This is a genomic window from Serratia sp. SM04 (assembly GCF_040280225.1).
GTDB lineage: Bacteria > Pseudomonadota > Gammaproteobacteria > Enterobacterales > Enterobacteriaceae > Serratia > Serratia sarumanii.
On sequence record NZ_JBEOQT010000005.1, the window covers coordinates 112,898 to 133,146 of the forward strand.

General features: G+C 62.9%; 13 protein-coding genes. 4 read left to right on the plus strand and 9 right to left on the minus strand.

All coding sequences use genetic code 11. The features are described from left to right. Positions 1 to 17 precede the first annotated feature (17 nt). The gene (ppiC, locus tag ABTW55_RS09780; RefSeq protein WP_004934175.1) at positions 18 to 299 is read left to right on the plus strand and encodes a peptidylprolyl isomerase PpiC; all 282 of its coding nucleotides are present in this window, start codon (positions 18 to 20) and stop codon (positions 297 to 299) included. Between the two features lie 25 nt (positions 300 to 324). Here the strand turns inward: ppiC and ABTW55_RS09785 are convergent, their stop codons facing one another. From ABTW55_RS09785 to bcsR, 9 genes are all read right to left on the minus strand, one after another. Beyond that, on the minus strand, positions 325 to 1,827 hold the full coding sequence (locus ABTW55_RS09785) for a pitrilysin family protein (RefSeq protein ID WP_033636624.1): 1,503 nt from the start codon (positions 1,825 to 1,827) through the stop codon (positions 325 to 327). Between the two features lie 260 nt (positions 1,828 to 2,087). Next, on the minus strand, positions 2,088 to 3,374 hold the full coding sequence (locus ABTW55_RS09790) for a dicarboxylate/amino acid:cation symporter (protein ID WP_033636623.1): 1,287 nt from the start codon (positions 3,372 to 3,374) through the stop codon (positions 2,088 to 2,090). Between the two features lie 274 nt (positions 3,375 to 3,648). After that, positions 3,649 to 5,655 carry a biofilm formation regulator HmsP gene (gene hmsP, locus ABTW55_RS09795; protein ID WP_049301567.1) on the minus strand — a complete coding sequence of 669 codons (2,007 nt, stop codon included), beginning with the start codon at positions 5,653 to 5,655 and terminating at the stop codon, positions 3,649 to 3,651. A gap of 229 nt (positions 5,656 to 5,884) precedes the next feature. Then, positions 5,885 to 9,358, minus strand: a complete 3,474-nt coding sequence (gene bcsC / locus ABTW55_RS09800) for a cellulose synthase complex outer membrane protein BcsC (protein ID WP_060423438.1) — start codon at positions 9,356 to 9,358, stop codon at positions 5,885 to 5,887. Further along, complete coding sequence (bcsZ, locus tag ABTW55_RS09805) at positions 9,340 to 10,452, minus strand: cellulose synthase complex periplasmic endoglucanase BcsZ (protein ID WP_039568333.1); 1,113 nt, start codon at positions 10,450 to 10,452, stop codon at positions 9,340 to 9,342. The genes bcsC and bcsZ overlap by 19 nt, the downstream gene beginning before the upstream one ends. 5 nt (positions 10,453 to 10,457) lie before the next feature. Further along, entirely contained in the window at positions 10,458 to 12,764 is a 2,307-nt protein-coding gene (bcsB, locus tag ABTW55_RS09810) for a cellulose biosynthesis cyclic di-GMP-binding regulatory protein BcsB (protein WP_033649878.1), read from the minus strand. A 62-nt stretch (positions 12,765 to 12,826) separates the two neighbouring features. Beyond that, positions 12,827 to 15,430: a UDP-forming cellulose synthase catalytic subunit gene (gene bcsA, locus ABTW55_RS09815; RefSeq protein WP_060423441.1), complete on the minus strand. Its 2,604-nt coding sequence runs from the start codon at positions 15,428 to 15,430 to the stop codon at positions 12,827 to 12,829. After that, positions 15,427 to 16,167: a cellulose biosynthesis protein BcsQ gene (gene bcsQ / locus ABTW55_RS09820; protein WP_033653997.1), complete on the minus strand. Its 741-nt coding sequence runs from the start codon at positions 16,165 to 16,167 to the stop codon at positions 15,427 to 15,429. Before bcsQ ends, bcsA begins: the two co-directional genes overlap by 4 nt. A 3-nt stretch (positions 16,168 to 16,170) precedes the next feature. Next, entirely contained in the window at positions 16,171 to 16,362 is a 192-nt protein-coding gene (gene bcsR / locus ABTW55_RS09825; protein WP_033649881.1) for a cellulose biosynthesis protein BcsR, read from the minus strand. Positions 16,363 to 16,551: 189 nt separating this feature from the next. Here bcsR and bcsE point away from each other — a divergent pair, with 189 nt between their 5' ends. From bcsE to bcsG, 3 genes are read left to right on the plus strand one after another with little or no spacing between them, the layout of a single operon-like run. Next, a complete protein-coding gene (gene bcsE / locus ABTW55_RS09830; protein ID WP_033649882.1) occupies positions 16,552 to 18,120 on the plus strand; it encodes a cellulose biosynthesis protein BcsE in 1,569 nt (522 codons plus the stop codon). Beyond that, the gene (bcsF, locus tag ABTW55_RS09835) at positions 18,107 to 18,310 is read left to right on the plus strand and encodes a cellulose biosynthesis protein BcsF (protein ID WP_004934139.1); all 204 of its coding nucleotides are present in this window, start codon (positions 18,107 to 18,109) and stop codon (positions 18,308 to 18,310) included. Before bcsE ends, bcsF begins: the two co-directional genes overlap by 14 nt. Further along, positions 18,307 to 19,962 (plus strand): cellulose biosynthesis protein BcsG, encoded by a 1,656-nt coding sequence (bcsG, locus tag ABTW55_RS09840; RefSeq protein WP_041037239.1) that lies wholly within the window; start codon positions 18,307 to 18,309, stop codon positions 19,960 to 19,962. Before bcsF ends, bcsG begins: the two co-directional genes overlap by 4 nt. Positions 19,963 to 20,249 lie beyond the last annotated feature (287 nt).

Sequence of the window (20,249 nt, forward strand, 5' to 3'; positions counted from 1 at the left end):
TCGACAAAGGCAATACCATGGCAAAAACGGCGTGCGCCCTGCACATTCTGGTAGACAATGAAAAGCTGGCCAACGAGCTGCTGGCCAAGCTGAAGCGCGGCGTCAGCTTCGACACGCTGGCGCGCAAATACTCGAGCTGCCCGTCAAAACGCAACGGCGGCTCGCTGGGCGAATTCAACAAGGGCGCGATGGTGCCGGCGTTCGATAAAGCGGTGTTCAGCATTCCGCTGCTCAAACCTTATGGCCCGGTCAAAACCCAGTTCGGTTACCACATCATCAAGGTGCTGTACCGCAACTGAGGGGGCCTGAGCCCCCTGTTGGGCATTACTGCGCGCCGGCGTCCGTCGCCGGTGCAGCCACCGCGGCGTCGGCCGGTTTGGCTTCCTCCGTCACCACTGCCGGCGCAGGCATCATGATGCCGTCATAGGTTTCCTGCAGCTGCTTCATGCTCATTTCCGGCTCGCCCTTCGGCTGCATCAGCACCAGCGTCGCCTCCTGAGAAAGCTGCAGCTTCAGCGCCTGATTCAGCGTCTCCAGCGTCAGGCTGGACAGGAACTCCTGACGCAGCTTCTGATACAGTTCCGGCGCGATATCCACCACCCCGCTCTGTTGCGAACGCAGGCGCTGGCTCATCAGCACATCGGTGTCGGTGCGGGCGTAGGTCGCGAACAGCTTGCTCAGCTGATCGTTTTTCTGCGCCAGCAGCGCATCGAATTCTTCTTTCGACAGGCCGTTGTCACGCACGTTGGCCAGCTCGCGGGCGATAAAGCCCAGGCTGCCGTTCAGGTTGTTGTTCGGCGTATCCAGATGGATGGCGCACTGCCCGCGCTGGTACTGCACGCGGCAGTCAAAGCCCAGATGCAGGCTCTTCTGGTCGCTTTTTTCCAGCGTCTGCTGGAGATGCCAGAACAGCGCCTCGCGGGCGAGATCGCCACGCCAGTAACGGAGCAGGCTCTGCGAATCGCGAATCGGATGCCACGGCGAATCCCACATGATCGACAGCGTATCCTGTTTCACCTGCTCGCTGATCAGGCTCACCGGCTGTTGCGGCAGCGGCGTCAGAGTCGGCATCGGGGCCGGGGTTTCACGTTTGCCCTGCAGCGGCGAGAACGCCTTGTTGATCTGCTCGCCCAGGCTGCGGCTGTCGACCTTGCCGACAACGAACAGCGTCATGGCATCCGGGGTATACCACTGTTGATAGAATTTCTTCAGCTGTTCGAGGTTGACCGGCCGTTTCGCCGGCTGCGCCGGATCGTGCGCCAGCAGCGTCGAGCCTTTCAGGCGGTAACGCCACCAGACGTCTTGGGTATTGGGCGGGAACGTGCCGACCGGATTGATGGTGGAGTTCATCACCGCGTGCACCGTATGCTCGTCGATCGCCAGTTTGCCGGTGGTGTCCGCCAGCCAGGCCAGCGCTTCTTTCAGCAGGTCAGGCCGGTTATTCGGCAGGCTGAGATTATACATGGTGAAATCATACGAGATGATAGCCGGCGGCAGCGGCCGCTCGTTATCCACGCTCTGCTGCCACAGGGCGCGCAGCTGCGGCGCGGTAAAGCTTTCACTGCGCGTCAACGCCAGCCGCGGCAACAGCTGGGCGAAGCCGGTCTGTTGCGAAGACTCCACCAGAGAGCCGGTATTGACGATCAGCCGCAGTTCCACGCGGTCGCTTGGCCGCTGCGGCGTATCGAGAATTTGCCATGAAAACCCGTTGGCCAGCGCCCCCTGCTGCCAGGCAGGATCGGGTTGTAGTGCTTCAGCCTGCACGCTGCTACTGGCTGCAGCCAATAGCAGCCCACCAACTATAAGATGAATTCTGGTGCCCTGCATGTGAACCCCTACTTAATGACTATCCAATTTCTTATGCAAATGCGTGTATTCCATTCAATGGAATCATAAAAATACGCCCTGAGTTTCACAGTGGGGCGGAAAGCAGAAAGTGTACCATCGTGTTAGACCGCGCGCCTTTGCGGATGTCACTCATTAGAGTGAAAAATAATAGATAGCGGGGTTTTTAATGCAAGAAATCGTTACGAGGCAGGGGGAAAACCTCACCGGCCGCGGCTGCGGCCGGTGATTCGCCGTCAATATCAGGCGGAAGGCAGCGTTTTGTCCGCGCCGGCGTTTTTGTTGTTCAGCGTGGCTTTCAGCTGTTTCTCATCCAGTTGGCCGCACCACTTCGCCACGACCACGGTCGCCACCCCGTTGCCCACCAGGTTGGTCAGCGCGCGGGCTTCCGACATGAAGCGGTCGATGCCGAGGATCAGCGCCAGGCCGGCCAACGGCAGGTGGCCGACGGCGGAGATGGTGGCGGCCAACACGATAAAGCCGCTGCCGGTCACGCCCGCCGCCCCTTTGGAGGAGAGCAGCAACACCACCAGCAGGGTAATCTGATGCATGATGTCCATGTGGGTGTTGGTCGCCTGCGCGATAAACACCGCGGCCATGGTCAGGTAAATAGAGGTGCCGTCCAGATTGAAGGAGTACCCGGTCGGGATCACCAGGCCCACCACCGATTTCTTGCAGCCCAGCCTCTCCATTTTATCCAGCATGCGCGGCAGCGCGGACTCGGACGACGAGGTCCCCAGCACGATCAGCAGCTCTTCTTTGATGTAGTTGACGAATTTGAAAATGCTGAAGCCGTTGGCGCGGGCGATGCTGCCCAGCACCACCACCACGAACAGGATACAGGTGATATAGAAGCACACGATCAGCTGGCCGAGTTGCACCAGGGTGCCAACGCCGTATTTACCGATGGTAAACGCCATGGCGCCGAAGGCCCCCAGCGGCGCCAGGCGCATGATCATGTTGATGATGCCGAAAATCACCCGCGAGAAGCTGTCGATCACGTTGAAGATCAGCTGCCCCTTTTCACCCAAGCGATGCAGGGCGAAGCCGAACAGCACCGCGAACAGCAGCACCTGCAGAATGTTGCCGCTGGCGAATGCGCCGATCACGCTGCCGGGGATGATGTCCAGCAGGAACGGGATGATGCCCTGCTGCTGCGCCTGCTCGGCGTAGACTGCCACCGCCTTGGCGTCCAGCGTGCCGGGATCGACATTCATGCCGGCGCCCGGTTGCACCAGGTTGACGATCACCAGGCCGATAATCAGCGCGATGGTGCTGACGATTTCAAAATACAGCAGCGCGATAGCGCCGGTGCGCCCCACCGCCTTCATGCTTTCCATGCCGGCGATGCCAGTCACCACGGTGCAGAAGATCACCGGGGCGATAATCATCTTGATCAGTTTGACGAAGCCATCGCCCAGAGGTTTCATCTCGGCGCCGAGGTCAGGGTAGAAATGGCCAAGCAGGATACCCAGCGTGATCGCCGTCAGCACCTGAAAATAGAGGCTCTTAAAGATCGTTGTTTTCATATGAACATCCTATGGGGGGAAGACACGCACCAGGCAGCAGTCTAAAAATCCAGCCTGTTCATTGCTTGCGCGGAAAATAACACCCACTTAACAACATGGAAATAATTTGTTGCACCCGCCCCTGGGAGTTGATGTGAATTTAAGAGCTGAAACGCGTCAGTCGGGGTGCAAAGCTGAAAATTGCGTAATGCTTTGTTTGCACTAACGCAAAAGAGGTAGAGGAGAAATAGCGATTTTCGGACGGGGAAAAGTACCGGAAAGGTAAACGCGGCGCTTACGGCGCCGCGCGGCAAAACTCGGCTTCGAACGCTACGCGCGGCAGCGGCCGGGCGAACAGGAATCCTTGCCCGCTGCGAATGCCGTGCTGCAGCAGGCAGTCGCGCTGCTCGGCGTTTTCCACGCCTTCGGCCATCACCGGCAACGCCAGCACTTCGGAGATCGCACTGACGATGCGCACCATCGCATCGTCGGCCGGCAGCCCCTGAATGAAGCTGCGGTCGATTTTAATCAAATCGATCGGCAGGGATTTCAAGCGGTTCAGGTATTCCAGACTGGAGTAGCCCATGCCGAAGTCGTCCAGCGCGATCGACAATCCCAGATCGTGCAGCTCGCGCAGCAGCGCCAGCGCGCGGTCGAGATCGTCGATGCGCACCGTCTCGGTGATCTCCAGCAGCAGCTTGCGCGGGTCTATCCGATACTGCGCCAGCAGGTTTTTCAGATGCGGGACGAACGCCTCATGCTGCATCTGTATACCGGAAACGTTGACCGCCAGCGGCAGCGCAATGCCGCGTTGCTGCCAGTCCGCCAGGATGCGGCAGGACTCTTCCAGCACCCAGTTGCCGAGAGGCACGATCACGCCCAGCTCTTCCGCGAGCGGAATAACGTCGGCCGGCAGGGTATAGCTGCCGTCATACTGCTGCCAACGCAGCAGCGCTTCGGCGCCGATCACCTCGTTGGACTGCATGTCGATCTGCGGCTGCAGGAACAGCGTAAAATGCCGCTGCTCGATGCCGTGCAAAATCTCGCTCTCCTGCGTCAGCCGCTTCTGCGTGCGTTCCGTCAGGCTGGGCTCGAAAAACAGGATCTGATTTTTTCCTTCACGGTGGGCGGACATCATCGCCGAGGTGGCGCTGCGCAGCAGCTGTTCCGCACTTTCCCCCTGATTGAGGTAGTGCGCGATGCCGATGCTGGCGTTGGGCCGCAGCGCCAGACCTTCCAGGGTCAAGGGCGCGTTGATCTCCGCCATGATGCGTCGCGCCAGCTGCATGGCGTGGAACGGCCGCTCGGTCCCCTTGGCCAGGATGGCGAATTCGGTATTGCTCAGCTGCGCCAGCACGCCGTTTTCGTCGATACAGCCGCGCAGCTTCTTCGCCAGCGCCAACAGCAGCGCTTCACGCATCGCCGGGCTCATCACGCCCGAGGCTTCATGCAGCGTCTCGATGCCGATCACCAGCAGGTTAAAACGCTCGGGGCGCAGGCTGGAGGCGATATGCTGTTCCAGCAACGCGTTCAGCAATGCCGGATTCGGCAGTTCGGTCACCGGATGGCGGGTGCTCAGGCGGCTCATGTCGGCATGCGCCTTGGCCAGCGTCTGTTGATTACGGTTGTAGTTGCGCACCAGCAGGCCGAGCTCGTCGTCCTGGTGCAGCGTCGGCAGCATCAGCTGGTGGTAGGGCGCTTCGTCCTGCGAGATGTTTTCCAGCTCTTTGGCCATCGCGCGCAGCGGATGCACCATCAACCGATTCATGCACCAGGTGATGGCCACCGACAGGATCAGCGCCAACAGCAGGTAGGTCGACAGCATGGTCGACAAAATGCTGCGGATAAACTGGTACATGCGGAACGAATCGGCCTGCAGCACCAGATAGGCCAGCGGCTGCTGGTTGGCCGGCACCCGCTCCAGCGAATAGAGCGGCACGGAAATTTGGATCGGCAGCTCAAACAGCCGGGCGATCAGCGTCGGCACCGGCCGCTCCGGCGGGAAATTGGCGTGCAGCGCCTGAAACTCGTTCGGCAAGACGATATCCGCCCGGCTGAGAATGCCGACCGGCAACAGCGTGTTCAGCACCTTTTTGGCTTCCGGCACGTCCATGCGCAGCACCGCTTCCGCCAGCGGCTGGCGCACGGATTGAGCGATATTCTCCAGTTGCTGGGCGTAGTCATCCCTGCGCTGCTGCACAAAGTGGAATAACTGGATCACGATAAAGATGCAGATCGTGACCAGCGCCACGCCGGACACCGTCGCCATCTGCTTAATCGTTAACGAACGCCTGACCCGCAAACCTGCTCTCCGTGAAATCGGGCTGAAACAAAAAAGGGGGCTGACTCTCACCCGCCCCCTCGAACCGGGCTGATTATACTCGATCATCGGCTGTTTTTATCTGGCTATGCCGCAGGCAAAACCAAGAAAATCGCGGGTTTCAGTCTTTTCCTAAAGCGAACAAACGCGACCCGGACACAGGGTAACAAAACTCCCCGGTGTCCGACACTCCGAATCTTTCCCCTCCCGGCTACTTGAAGTCGGCGTAAGGCGTCAGCGGCTGCGGCGGCAAATCGAGATCCCCCTGCCAGCCGGCCAGGGAATAGCGCAGATAAATCAACGCGTGGCTCGGCGTATAGTCCTTCGCCTGTTGAATGTCGATACCGGCGCCGAGCGTCCAGTGCGAACTGAGACGGCGTTCGACGATCGCCCGCAGGGTATAACCGACGCCGCTTGAGGAGCTGCCGTCCTCGACGGCGAACTTATCGGGCAGCGAATCCGGGATCAGCCCCTGCAGCGGATAGCGGCGCTGGCTGTCGGTTTTCGAATGGGACAGCGAAACCGAACCGCCCAGCTCCCACGACCAGTTCTCGGTGCGCTGGCGATAGTTGACCGGCAGCGACAGCGACAGATATTGCTGCGGGCTGTAATAGCCGCCCTGCCCCAGCGAATAGCCGCTCAAATCCTTCTGGTAGTGCCACAGCATGGTATTGAGCCCGACGCTCAGACGGCGATTGTCTTCGTTGATCAGCTTGTAGTAGTAGCCAGCCATCAACCGCTGCCGCTGGTTATCCGCCACGTTCTTGCCGGTAATCTGGTGCGCGCTGAGATCGGCCCACACGCCGTTCGCCTCGCCGCGATCGTAGCTGGCGCTCAGGCTGACGCCGGTAGCGCGCACGCCGCCCCAGGTGGTGCCGGTGTTCGGATCCTTGGCGCCGCCGAACGCCAGCAGCGAGCTGGAGATCGGCCGCCGCGAGGCCGCCAGCGTCCAGCCGATGTGGTTCCAGTCGCCGCTGTAGGCCAGGCCGCCGGTCCAGTCGACCACCTCGAAGCCCATCGGCGTCGTGCCGATATCGGCGGCCCAGCGGTCGTTTTTCCAGCCGGCCGCCACGCTGGTGCCGGTGGATTTCTGATGTTCATCGCCGCGGCACCCTTGCGTGTTGCAAGTGCCGAAGGTCTCGTAATAGTGGCCGCTGCCGTCGGTCGAGAAGCGGCCGGCGTCCAACTGCACGGTGTCGGTACGCAAGAAGGCGCGCCCGTCATACAGCGGCATGTCCACCTGCAGCATGGTGTCATGCGCATTGAAGTCGGAAATACCGCCGGTGCCGCTCGAGCGCCAGTAATCGTGATCGAGCGTGACGTTCACGTCTTGCTGCCGGTACAGATCCGCGGCCTCGGAACGGATGCCGCGTTTCAACCAGTCGTCGCCCGGGTTATTGCGCGTCAGAGAGGTGTAGGTGTCATTGTCCTGCGGCAGCGTCGGCGTGATGCCGCCGGCCACCATCGCCTGGCGGTAATCCTGCTGCGCCCGCTCCGGCTGCCGCTGCGCCCGTTCCAGACGGGCGGCGTCGCGGTAGATCAGCGCCTTGGTCTGCCCCACGGGCTCCGCGGCCGCCGCCGTTTTCAGCCGGCCGAAGATAGCTTCGGCATGCTGCGGATCGCCGACCGCGCCCCAGGCGTTGGCGACCCGCCGTTGGCTGTTGAGCGAAGCGTCTTGCGGCTGCGGTTCGGTTTGCAGCCGCTGGCGCGCCGCGTCCAGATCCCCCTGCGCCACATAGGCTTCGATCTCGCCCAGCTGCGCATCCGGGTTGTTCGGTTCGCGCCGTTTCACCCGCTGATAGTCGCCCAGCGCCGCCGCATACTCCCCGCGCGCCAGCGCCCAGTCGGCCAGCAGCAAATCGATGCGGGTGTCCGCCGGCTGCCGGCGCAGATAGGCTTCCGCCGCCGGTTCGTCGCCGGCCGCCCGCAGCCCTTCGGCATGTGCAATCACCGCCTGCATTTTTAGCCGCTGCGCCAGTTCGCGCATGTTGTCGTTCCACTGCGCCGCAGGCAGCGTATTGAGCTGCGCCAGCGCCTGGTCGTCGCGATCGCTGCCGGAAAGGTAGAGCGCATAGGCATAGGCCAACTGCGGATTGGCGCGCTGACGCTGCGCCAGCTGCCGGAATAAGGCGTCCGCCTGTTGCGGCTGCCCGGCCTGACGCAGCGCCTGCGCATAGCGATAGGTTAGCCAAACGTCGTCGGGATCCATCGGCTGGGCGCGGCGATAGATTTCCGCCGCCTGCTGCCACTGCTGCTGCGCCGCCAGCGTCTCCGCCTGTTGCTTCAACATATCGAGCCGCAGCCCGTCGAGGGTGCTGCGCAGCTTGGCCTGTTGGCTGCGCGGCAGGCCGTTGAGGTAGGCCAGCGCTTTTTCCGGCGACTGGCGTTGATAGAGATTCACCAGGCCGCGCAGCGCGCTGCCGTTACCGGGATCGCGCCGCAGCGCCTGCTGATAAAACCCTTCCGCCGCGGCGTCATCCTTGCTCGCCACCGCCACATCGCCCAGGCCGATAAACGCATCGCCGTCACGGTCGTCGAGCTGGCGCGCCTGCTGGTATTTCTGCCTGGCCAGCGCAAGATTGCCGGCCTTCAGCGCCTTGTCGCCTTCGTCTATCGCCAGCCAGTAACTGGTGCTCTTGATCAGGCTTTGCCACTTGCCGCTGTCGTAGCCGTTCGTGTCGGCGGCAAGCGCCTGGCGGAACAGCTTCAACGCCTGCGGGCGGTTGCCGGCGCGCGAATAGGCCTGGCCGAGCGCGCCCAGCACCTCGGCGTCGTTCGGCGTCGCCGCCAGCGCCTTTTGCAACGCCGGAATGGCCGCCCGGCTGCCGCCTTTATCCACCTGCGCCAGGCCGCGCACCCGCGCCTGATACGCCGGATCGGCCAACAGTTTCTGCTGTCTGGCCAGCTCTTCGCGGGCGCTGGTCGCCTGATCGCCGGTATCGAACACGCCGAGGAAACGGTTGAGCGCCGCCACGCTTTGCGCGCTAACCGGCATCGCTTTGACCTTGTCCAACCACAGATCGGCGGCATCGCCGCGCCCGGCCGGATCGGCGGCGATCTTCTGCAGCAGCTCATAGGCCTGCGCGTCCTGGTTCTGACTGAACAGCATGCGCGTCAGCGACATGCGCAGCGCCACGTTGCCGGAATATTGCTGATCCAGCGCCTGCAGCTGCTTCAACGCCTTCGCCTCCTGCCCCGGCAAACGCGCCACCAGCCGCCAATATTCCACCGCCAGATCGAGCGTCGGCGGCTCGCCGTGGAACAGCGCATCGTACTGCGCCTTGGCCTCCGGCAACCGGCCGGCGGTCGCCATCAGGCGCGCCTGCTGCAGCTTCTGCCGGGTTTCCGGCTGGGTCAGCAGCATGTTCATTTGCGCCTGGCGATAGGCGCTGGACTGCGGCGCGAGGGTTTTCAGCTTGTCCAACTGCTGCTGCGCCAGCGCCATATTGCCCTGCCGCAGCGCCAAACGCATGCGCGCGGCGATCACGTCCGGGTTGTTCGGATCCATCAGCTCTAGCCGGTACAGCGACTGGCGCACCAGATCGTCCTTGTTGCCGGCCTCGCCAATGCGCACCTGTTCCAGCAGCCACTGCTCCGGGGCCACGGCTTCCGCAGCGCGCGCCTGCGGCAGCATCGCCAGGCTCAGCGGAATCAAATTCAGCCAGTTTATTTTGAAGTTGTGCATTGGCCGTCCCACGAGGGTTGCAATTCACCCTGACGATTAAAGCGATAACGTTGTTGATCCCACCCCTGACCGAACAGCGTCAGCGAGGCGCTGAAATAGGCGTCGTCCCCCGGCGGATGTTCGCTGATGCGTTGCCGCTGTGTCGCCAGCGCCTCAGCCTGCGTCGCCAACATCGGCAGCATCGAGGCGGAAAAGCCGACCGGGCCGCCGCCGGTGGTTTTGCCGCTGGCGGTATCGGTTTTCTCCGGCGGCACGCCCTGTTTGGCGGTGAGCTGCGCCATCGGCTGAAAACGTTCGAGCAGCGCCGCCTTGTATTCATCGTCGTCCGCCAGCATGCCGGCCCACAGATAAACCCGAATGGCGTCGTAGCTGCCGACGTTCGGCTTGACGGGATCCGGCTGCCAGCCGGCGCCGACCCGCCACACCACCCAGTCCGGCGAGAAACCGTGCGGCGCGGTGTCCAGCCACAGCCGTTGATTGACCTGACGCATCGCGCGCCACGGGCCGTTCAGCGCCGCAAAACGCGCCAACAGCTGCGGCGGCAGGTAGCTGGGATTCAGCCGCCAGCGATCGTCCGTCACGAACCCGACTTTGCCCGGCAGCAGCATCAGGCCCAGGCCGGGAATGTCGGCCACCTCCTCGCGGCCGATGCGTTGCAGCAGCAGCGTCCCCAGGGTTTGATAGCGCCGGCTTTTCCACAAGCGGCCGGCTTCGAGCAGGTTGTAGGCGATCCACAGATCGGCGTCCGACGCCGAGTTGGCGTCCAGCACCTTCCACTGTTTGTCGTCGCTCTCGCCCCACAGCCAGGCGGGCAAACGGGCGCTGAGATCGCCCGCCGCCAGATTGTTCTCCGTCCAGGCCAGCAGCAGATCGAAGGTCGGCCGGTCGTTGGCCACCAGGGCGAAGAACAGGCCGTAGCTCTGCCCCTCGGAGGTGGTGATTTTGTTCGGGCTGCTCGGATCGATCACCCGCCCCTGCGGGCTGATGTAGAACTGCTTGTACTGTTGCCAGCCCGGCCACTCGCAGGCCGCCGCGGCGCTGAAGGCGCACAGCAGCAGCATGCCGAGCGACAGGCGTTGCAGCATGGCGTTCACCGCCGTCAATCCCGATCTTCCGGCGCCAGACGACGCCGGCTGAAGGCCTTCAGGCCACGCCACAGCATCAGCCCCAGGATCACCACCAGCACCACCGCGATCACCGCCAGCAGCACCGGATGGGTGGAGAGGGCATACCACAGCCGCTCCCACCACGGCAGGTGGCCGACATAGTAAATATCGCCGACGCGCAGGCTGTTGACCCCCGATTCGCGGATCACCGCCACCGAGCCGAATACCGCGGCGCGCTTGCCGCTGTCCAGCAGGGCATTGTTCAGCAGCTCATAGCCGCGCGGGCTGTCCGCCAACAGCGCCACGATGCTGCGCTGGTCGTTGAACGGCGACTGCACGCCAATGATCGCCGACATTGCGCCCTCGGAGCTGACGGCAGTCTTGCTGTCCGGCCGGGTGTCCTCCGCCAGCGCTTCCGCGCTGGGCAGCGGCGGCTGCCGCGTCGGCTGTTTCACCCAGCTTTGGGTCGCGTCCACCAGCAGGCTGATTTTCTTGTCGTCGCGCAGCTCCGGCGGAATGGTGCCGACCATCAGGATATCGTCGTCGCGATCCTTGGCCTGCGACCAGTCATCGCTCAGCGTGAAGGCCAGCGCCGGGTAGCCGGTTTGCGCGCCGATCACGCCCAGCGCGTTCAGCAGCGCGCTGACCTGCGCCGGCTGCGGTTTCTGATTCACCAACACCAGCGTTTGCGACAGATCCGCCAGGCGGCTGAACGGGAAGCCGGCGTTGGCGAAGGCGCGCAGATCCGGCATCGCCATAAAGTGGCGGTAGCCGGAGAAATCGATGGTGGACGCGCCGTCGATCACCGCGTGGTTTTGCGTGAAGGAGTAGGTTTCACAGCGCCCTTCCGCGCCGCTGGCCAGCAGCGTGGTGTAATCGAAGTCAAAGCGCAGCTGGTTGGTGGCCCCCAGCCGCAGCGCCGGGATATTGACGTTCTTGTCGGAATCGAGCAGCCCCTGCGTCAACGGCAGGCGCAGCAGCTGCGCGCCCTGCTCGTGCTCCGGCACCAGCGAGTAAGCCTGCACGAACTGGTTGTTCAGGCTGACGCTCAGCCGCGAACCGTCCTGAATGCGCGGCGCGGTGTAACGGTATTTCAGGTGCATGTCGATGCCGGTGCTGCGGATCAGGAACAGGTCCGGCGGCAGGTTCATGGTCAGCGAAATCGGGCCGGGCTCGATGCCGCTGGTTTGCAGCTGCTCGGCGTACTGCTGCAGCTCGGCGAAGGTCATCGGCCGATCGGTGCGCACCCAGTTCGGCGCGTCGTACGGCTGGCGCGGCGCCAGCTGTTCCACCTTGTCCACCGTTACGTTCTGGCCGCGGAACAGGATGTTGCCCTGCGCGATGCCCTTCACCGCGGTGATCAAATCGTTGTCGTCACGCCCCTGAATCAACAGCAGTTTGACGTACGGATTGTCCGGGTGGCTGATCATCTCCACCGTCGGGCCGTTGACCGCCGGATAATCGCGCAGGAAATCCGGGCGCTGCGAGTTGGTGGCGAACACCACCGCGTGCTGCGTCGGCAGCGCATTGTACAGCGTCGGGAAGGATTGCCCGCGCCACTGCGCCTTGCTGCCGAACCAGGACGCCAGAATGCCCGCCGCACGCTGCTGAGCGAGATCCGGCTGGCCGGCGAACACCATCGGCAGCGTCAGCGGCCGATTATCGCGGCTGTCGAAGAACGGCTCAGGGAAGTGCGACAGCTCGTTTTTCACCGGCAGCGTCTGGAAACGCAGCTTCAGCGCGCTGGACTTGCTGACGTCGAGCCACAGCGAGGTGCTGGCCGGGTTTTCGCAGATATTTTGATAATGGCCGACGAACACCAACCGAACGCGGTTAAAATCGGTGATATAGCGCGGATCGATCGCCATCTGGATGCGATTGGGCTTGCCCAGCTGCTCCTTGGCGATCGTGGTCACGCCCATCAGCTCGTCGTTCAGGTAGACCTTGACGTGCGACTCCACCGGGATCAGCGCCGGCGACGGCGTAAACTCCATATCGAGCATCGCCTGCGAGACCACCTCGTCGCTGCGCACGCCGAATTCGATCTGCCCGTCCGGCCGGGTGCCGCGCAGAACAAAGGTGCCCGGCGGCGGCGCTATCTGCGCAAACGGCAGCGACACGTCGCGCACCGGCGCATTCGGATCCTGCGGCGCGGCGGCCGGCGGTGGCGCGATCGCCGTATCGGCCGCCGCGGCGATCGGCGGCTGAGCCGCCACGGTCGGCGCGGTGGCGGTTTCGGCCTGCGACAGGGTGCTGATGCCTAAGGCCAGAGCAGTTAACCAGGTTATTTTTCTCGTCATCGTATCATCATCAATGTTGGAGCCTGTTCACCGGGCGAGTGAGCGGGCGGTTGAACTCGCAGCTAACCCACTGTTTCTTGTTGACCCAAGGTCGGATCCCTGCCGATGCCGCGCGGAATAAACGACACGACCCAGGCGGTCAGCGAGGTGACCCCGACCAGCAGACCGCGCACCAGCGGTGGCGCGTAGTCCGCCATGCGCACATACCCCCGGAAGCCCAGCGCCAGCACGTCGCGCAGGCTTTCGATCGGCCGGTCTTCGGGGAACCCGTCCTGCCACAGCGCCCAGGTATCGGCGCGGGCGAAGGTGCACTGAATGAAATCGATGTGTTCGCGGGTGGAGAGGTCGACCAGGCGCACCCCCACCTTGTTGCCGAAGGCGCGCGTCACCACGCAGGGGAAGCTGTACTCCTGCTGGCCGCGCTTGAGCAGCAGCGAGAGCCTGTCGCCGTCTTTCAACGCGTTTTCCACCCGCATCTCAATGCCCACGCCGCCGTCGGAGTAATCGCGCAGCGTGCAGGGATACAGATGGCCGTCGGCGCGCGCGATCGCCGCCGGCATGGCGATTTCCACGCGGTGCGCCTGACGCACCTGCTTGGCCTCCACCGCCACCGCCACCGCACCGCCGAGAATCGTCATGTTGTACAGCACCCACACCAGGCTGATGATCACCGTCATCACCTCGTCCGTCGGGCCATAGGCCAACCGCCAAACGCCGAACGCCAGCCCGGCCAGGTTCAGGATCACCAGGAACATGTAAGGCCGGGTGATCACCCAGTCGACGTGCTCCTCCTCCACCAGCCCGCCCTTGGCGGTGACGTTGAATTTGCCCTTGTGCGGATTGAACAGCGCCACCGTCGTCGGCCGCGCGATATACCAGGCCAGCACCGTTTCATAGATTTCGCTCCAGAACGAATGGCGGTATTTCCCCTGGATACGCGAGTTGGTCAGGCTGGCGTGGATCATGTGCGGCAGCACGTAAAGCGCGATCGCCAGCGCCGGCGCGAAGATGATGTAAGCATGCAGCAGCAAAAATGCCAGCGGCGCGGTGAGGAAGATCAGCCGCGGAATGCCCGACAGGAAGTGCAGCATGGCGTTGGCGTAGCACAGGCGCTGCGCCAGTTTCAGCCCCTTGCCCAGCAGCGGGTTGTCCAGCCGGAAGATCTGCACCATGCCGCGCGCCCAGCGAATGCGCTGGCCGATGTGCGCCGACAGGCTCTCGGTCGCCAGCCCGGCGGCCTGCGGAATGCGGATATAGGCCGAGGTGTGCCCGCGCCGGTGCAAGCGCAGCGAGGTGTGGGCGTCTTCGGTGACGGTTTCCACCGCGATGCCGCCGATTTCGTCCAGCGCGCTGCGGCGCAGGATGGCGCAAGAGCCGCAGAAGAAGGTCGCATCCCACATGTCGTTGCCGTCCTGCACCAGCCCGTAGAACAAGGTGCCTTCGTTGGGCGTCTGACGGAAGCGGCCGAGGTTGCGCTCGAACGGATCCGGCGAGAAGAAGTGGTGCGGGGTCTGCAGCATCGCCAGCTTTTTGTCTTTGAAGAACCAGCCCATGGTCAGCTGCAGGAAGGATCGCGTCGGCACGTGGTCGCAGTCGAAAATCGCCACGAACTCGCCGGTGGCCTGCTTCAGCGCGTTGTTGATGTTGCCGGCCTTGGCGTGTTCGTGGGTCGGCCTGGCGATGTATTTCACCCCCACTTCGGCGGCGAACGCCCGGAATTCGGGGCGGTTGCCGTCATCGAGGATATAGATATTCACCTTCTCTTTCGGCCAGTCGATGCCCAGCGCCGCGTAGATGGTGGGCTTCACCACCCCGAGATCTTCGTTGTAAGTCGGCACCATCAGATCGATGGTCGGCCAGGTGGCGCTATCGGCGGGCAGCGGCACCGGCTGGCGGTTAAGCGGCCAGATGGTCTGGAAATAGCCCAGCACCAGCACCACCCAGGCGTAGGTTTCCGCCACCAGCAGCAACAGGCCGCACACCAGGCTTAGCGGGTCGTCCCAGTTCAGCGTGGCGGTATAGCGCCACCACAGGTAGCGACAGGAGACGGTCAGCGACAGCACGATCAGCATCAGCGCGGGCAAACGCCCCGGCACCCGGCGCACCACCATCGCGATCCCCCACAGCAGCAGGACGAACACGAACTGCGCCGGCAGATCGAACGGTTGCGAGATGCACAGCATGGCGAGGATCGCCGCCAGCACGCTGACCAGAATAAACAGCGCGCGCCGCATGCCGCGGTTCATGCGGCCGAGGCGCTCCACCGAGCGCTGTTCCACGCCGGCGTTCTTCAGCCGCTGCGGCAGGCCCTGCAGCCAGTCGGCATAGCGCTGCTGCAGGCGGCGCCAACCGGCGAAATAGTCGCGCTGCACCGGCGCGCGGCCGCTGCGAAACAGCAGCAGCCACAGCCCCTGCAGCAGATAACGCAGCGCATCCGCCGGGCGCGGGCGTTCGGCGGACAGATGCGGGAACCAGTAAGCGCGGCCGGTACGCACGCGCTGCCAGGCCGGCGACTCGAAGCGCAGCAACAGCCAGCCCAACGCCACCAGCAGCGTGGCGAAAAAGGCGGTCAGCGCCGATGCGCCATTGCGGCGATAGCCGCGGTAGCGCGTCTGCACCGCCTGACGCACCGGCGGCACCAGCAGCAGGCTCAGCACCCGGCTCATGGCGCAACGCCCCGTTTGAGATTGATCAGGCACCAGTTGGCCAGCGTCAGCACTTCATCCGCCGCCAGGCTCTCGGGGCGGTACTCGCCCAACGGCTGTTTGACCGCCAGCGCTTCCGCCAACGCTTCGTCGCGGTGGATCACCACCGGCAACAGGCCACTCAGCGTTTGCAGCCACAGCTGATGCAGATCCTGCTGCAGCTGGCTGGCGGAGGAGTAGTGATTGACCAGGAAACGGCAGTCGTTCGGCAGTGTCTGCTGATGGAGCCGCACCTGGCAGTTGGCGTCGGGGTTCAACAGCATGAACACGCAGTCGGCAAGCTGCAGCGCCTGCTGCGCCAGCACGCCATCCCCGACCGGAACATCCAGCAGGATCCAGCGCTGCGGATCGCCGGCGATCAGTTGGCGCAGGTTGTCGCGCCAGCGTTCCGGCTGCTCCCGACACTGACGCTGCACTTCCAGCCGTTCCGCCGCATTCAGGCGGCCAAAGGGCAGAAAGTCGAGGTTTTCACAATAACGCAGCGCGCCTTCCTGCCAGCCGCCGCCATCCCGCTCCGCGCGAGCCCAGCCGCGCGCCAGCTCGAACGGCGTGTTGAAATGCAGGCGCAGCAGATTATCCGGCGTGAAATCGATCGCCAACACCGACTCACCCAGCTGCTGCAACGCCCAGGCGAGCGCCGCCGTGACCGACGTCGTCCCCATTCCACCCCGCAACCCTTGCAGCGCGATCACCGGCATAGATCAATGGCTCCCCGTGGTCTGCGCCAATTCGGCCAACAGTGGCCAGCGCGTCATCATTTGCGTTAACCGCTCCTGCCGGGAAATATCGACATAGCTTAATTTCGGCAATGAAAAAGCCTGGCTGAGCGCCTGCAGGTCATCCTGGCTCTCCCCAGGCGCCGCTGCACGAAAATGGGTGGGTGCGTTATTCATTCTTCCGCCTTGGCGAAAATAGGCTATGTTAATTAACTATAGCAACGATACAAAAAGAGAGAGGCAATAAGATGATTCTCAACAAATATTGTTGCAGAGCGTAGGAGATTTGTTATTGCCAGAGTAAAAATGGCTATCTTTATATATAAACGCCTTTAGTCGGCTTTCAACGAAAGTAGAACACATCCTATGGCGCACTCTTTTTCTCTAGGCATTCGGCAGATTTGGGAAGAGCTGTCGGTGATGCAGGCCCCCGGGCTTTATTGGATCAATATCGACAGGCAAAGCGACGCCGCGCTGCTGTGTCGCCAGGTCATTGCCGCCCAGCCGGCCACCCGCAAAGTCGCCCTGATCTGCAGCGGCGACAAACCCGATCGCCTGTTGGCCGAGCTGGCTTCGCCTGCTTTGCAGAAGCTGCCGCTGTATCAATTACCGGAGAAAAAAGCCGCGCTGACGCAGTTGAGCGACGATCTGATGCGCGCCCTGCGGCCGCAAAATCGCTTACTTATCCTGCTGGCCCACGCCAGCCTGTGGCAAACCTTCACCACCGAAGAGCTGCGCGAGTGGACGCGCGCCCTCGCCGCCTGGCTGCGGCGGCAGGGCTGCACGCTGTTGATCCTCAGCCACGGCGGCGGCATCAATAAGCTCAAAGGGCAGCTCAGCGCGCAGCATCGCATCCTGAACGGCCTGTCCAGCCTGCAATGGCAACAGGACAGCGCGCAATATCTGGTGAACTGGTGGAGCACCGAAAACGGCATCAACGCCAATCAGCTGCTGACGCTGTACGCCGCGGAAGGCGGCTGGCAGGGTGAGGATGAAAACAGCCAACCCTCCCCCACCGCCTTGCGCAGCGATGAAGGCCTGTATCTGGCCGAGCGCAGCATCCTGGAAGGCGCGCCGCCGCTGTCCGCCAACTGGCAGCTGCTGGAGAGCAACGACGAACTGGCGCAGCACGGCATGCTGAGACTCTCGGCGACGTTGATTTTCGCGCTGTACCAAAGCGACCAAATCGATCACCTGGCGCACCAGATCCACACCCTGCGCCGCAGCCGCGGCAACGGCCTGAAAATCGCGGTGCGCGAGATGAGTGCCAGCCTGCGCTACAGCGACGAGCGGCTGCTGCTGGCCTGCGGCGCCAACCTGATCGTGCCGCACGTCGCGCCGCTGTCGCGTTTTCTGACCATGCTCGAGGGCATCCAGGGGCAGCGCTTCTCGCGCCATGTGCCCGCCGACATCGATGCGCTGCTGGCCGGCTTGCGCCCGCTGCAGCTCAAAGGCTATATGCGGCCGGAACCGTTCAGCCAGGCGGTGCTTTCGCTGATGGGTAACACGCTGCTGCCCGAGGACGGCAAAGGCGTGATGGTGGCGCTGCGGCCGGCCACCGGCCTGCGCGCCGAACAGGCGATGACCCTGTGCCACCTGCGGCGCTTCGGCGACGTGATGACCGTGGTGCAGGGGCGGCTGGTGCTGTTTCTCTCCACCTGCCGCATCAACGATCTGGATACCGCGCTGAGGTTCATCTTCCGCCTGCCGGTGGATGAAGCCTTCAGCAACCGGGTGGTGTGGCATCAGGACGTCGATATCATTTCGGAAATCAAACGTATGGCCCAGGGGCGCTGGCAGATTTCGGCCACCGGCACCGCCGGCGCCGCGCCGCGCCCCCGCGAGACGGCGGCCGAGGCGCCCGCAGAACGGCGGCAGCCGGTCGCCTTCACGCTGACGCTCGGCCCGCAGGAGGAACCGCATGCTGAACCTTAACGACATCGTGCAACTGATCCTGCTGTGCGCGCTGATCTTCATCCCGCTGGGCTACGCCTTTCACCGGCGTTTTCCGCATTTGCGTCAATACTGGCAAAACCTGTTGTTATCGCCGCGCTATTTGAAATCCGCCGGTTTGTGGGTGCGCACAGGCTCCTCATCTCAGATTAAACGTAAGAAGCAGCCATGAATCCAAACTCGAAGACGCAATCCGATAACGCTCTATGGCGCTACTGGCGCGGACTGGGCGGCTGGAACCTCTACTTTCTGGCCAAATTCGCCCTGCTGTGGTTCGGCTACCTGAACTTCCACGCGCTGCCGAACCTGGTGTTCATGGCGTTTCTGCTGATGCCGATCCCGTCTCAGCGCCTGCATCGCTGGCGCCATTACCTCGCCATCCCGATCGGCATCGCGTTGTTCTACCACGACACCTGGCTGCCGGGCATCAACAGCATTCTCAGCCAGGGTTCGCAGCTGGCCGGCTTCAGCGCCCAGTACCTGCTGGAGCTGATCGGCCGCTTTATCAACTGGCAAATGATCGGCGCGGCCTTCGTGCTGTTTATCGCCTACCTGTTCGTCGCGCAATGGGTGCGCGTCACGGTGTTCACCGTGGCGGCGCTGGTGTGGCTCAATATTGTCAACATCGCCGGGCCGGCAGTCTCGCTGCTGCCCGCGACCTCCACGGCCGCGGCCGGCGGCGCCAATACGCCGGCCACGTCTGCGCCGGCGGCGGGGGATGCTGCGCCGGCAGACAGCCTGCCGCCGACCAGCGCCAACCTGACGGCCTACCTGAACCAGTTCTACGAGCGAGAAAAAGGCCGCACCACCGCGTTCCCGGCCAGCTTGCCCGCCGATGCCCAGCCGTTCGATCTGCTGGTGATCAACATCTGTTCGCTGGCCTGGGCCGATATGGACGCGGTCAACCTGCAAAATCACCCGCTGTGGTCGAAGATGGACATCATGTTCGACAACTTCAACTCGGCCACCGCCTACAGCGGCCCGGCGGCCATCCGTTTGCTGCGCGCCAGCTGCGGCCAGCTTTCGCATCGCGATCTGTATCAGCCGGTGAACCAGCAATGTTACCTGTTCGACAACCTGGCGAAGCTCGGCTTCAAGGAACAGCTGATGCTCGATCACTCCGGGGTGTTCGGCAACTTCCTGAAAGAGCTGCGTGAACAGGGCGACATGCAGGCGCCGCTGATGTCGCAGGCCGGCATCGGCAACGAGCTGACGTCGTTCGACGGCGAGCCGATTTATAACGATCTCGAATTGCTGACCCGTTGGCTGGATCAGCAGCAAAAAGGCGGTGACGGCCGCACCGCCACCTTCTTCAACGTCATCCCGCTGCACGACGGCAACCGCTTCGTCGGCTCCAACAAGAGCGCCGACTACCCGCCGCGCGCGCAGAAGCTGTTCGATCAGCTGAACACCTTCCTCGATCAGTTGGAGAAATCCGGCCGCAAAGTGGTGGTGGTGATCGTGCCAGAACACGGCGCGGCGTTGGTGGGCGACAAGATGCAGATGTCCGGCCTGCGCGACATTCCCAGCCCGAATATCACTCATACGCCGGTCGGCATCAAACTGGTGGGCATGAAGGCGCCGCATCAGGGCAGCCCGCTGCAGATCAAAACGCCGAGCAGCTATCTGGCGCTGTCTGAACTGGTGTCGCGTCTGGTGGACGGCAAGGTCTTCAGCGAACCCAGCGTCGACTGGCAGGCGCTGACCCAGGGGCTGCCGCAGACCCCGGTCATCTCCGAAAACGACAACGCCGTCGTGATGCTGTATCAGGGCAAGCCCTACATTCGCCTGAACGGCGGCGACTGGGTGCCTTATCCGCAATAAGCGCGGCCTCATTCACCCAAAGCACGCCGCCGGCGTGCTTTTTTATTGGGTTTTTATAATAAAAATGGCGAACGCTATCGGCCGAAATAAACTTATTAACAGCAACCCGTTGAATTCTATTATTCGATTACTATTATCATGCGAAGATTCTTAAAAATATAACGTTTTTCAGAATTATGTTAAGAGCATAATTTAAAAGACGGGTTGTCACGATCGTCTACTGACCAACCCTTTGATTGAATAATAAAAAACGCCGGCGCTGTGCCGGCGTTTGGTTTAGACAGGAA

Coding starts and splice junctions, on each gene's coding strand:
- ppiC (WP_004934175.1), top strand. CDS start 18: ATGGCAAAAACGGCGTGCGCCCTGCACATTCTGGTAGACAATGAAAAG.
- ABTW55_RS09785 (WP_033636624.1), bottom strand. CDS start 1,827: ATGCAGGGCACCAGAATTCATCTTATAGTTGGTGGGCTGCTATTGGCT.
- ABTW55_RS09790 (WP_033636623.1), bottom strand. CDS start 3,374: ATGAAAACAACGATCTTTAAGAGCCTCTATTTTCAGGTGCTGACGGCG.
- bcsC (WP_060423438.1), bottom strand. CDS start 9,358: ATGCACAACTTCAAAATAAACTGGCTGAATTTGATTCCGCTGAGCCTG.
- bcsB (WP_033649878.1), bottom strand. CDS start 12,764: ATGACGAGAAAAATAACCTGGTTAACTGCTCTGGCCTTAGGCATCAGC.
- bcsA (WP_060423441.1), bottom strand. CDS start 15,430: ATGAGCCGGGTGCTGAGCCTGCTGCTGGTGCCGCCGGTGCGTCAGGCG.
- bcsQ (WP_033653997.1), bottom strand. CDS start 16,167: ATGCCGGTGATCGCGCTGCAAGGGTTGCGGGGTGGAATGGGGACGACG.
- bcsR (WP_033649881.1), bottom strand. CDS start 16,362: ATGAATAACGCACCCACCCATTTTCGTGCAGCGGCGCCTGGGGAGAGC.
- bcsE (WP_033649882.1), top strand. CDS start 16,552: ATGGCGCACTCTTTTTCTCTAGGCATTCGGCAGATTTGGGAAGAGCTG.
- bcsF (WP_004934139.1), top strand. CDS start 18,107: ATGCTGAACCTTAACGACATCGTGCAACTGATCCTGCTGTGCGCGCTG.
- bcsG (WP_041037239.1), top strand. CDS start 18,307: ATGAATCCAAACTCGAAGACGCAATCCGATAACGCTCTATGGCGCTAC.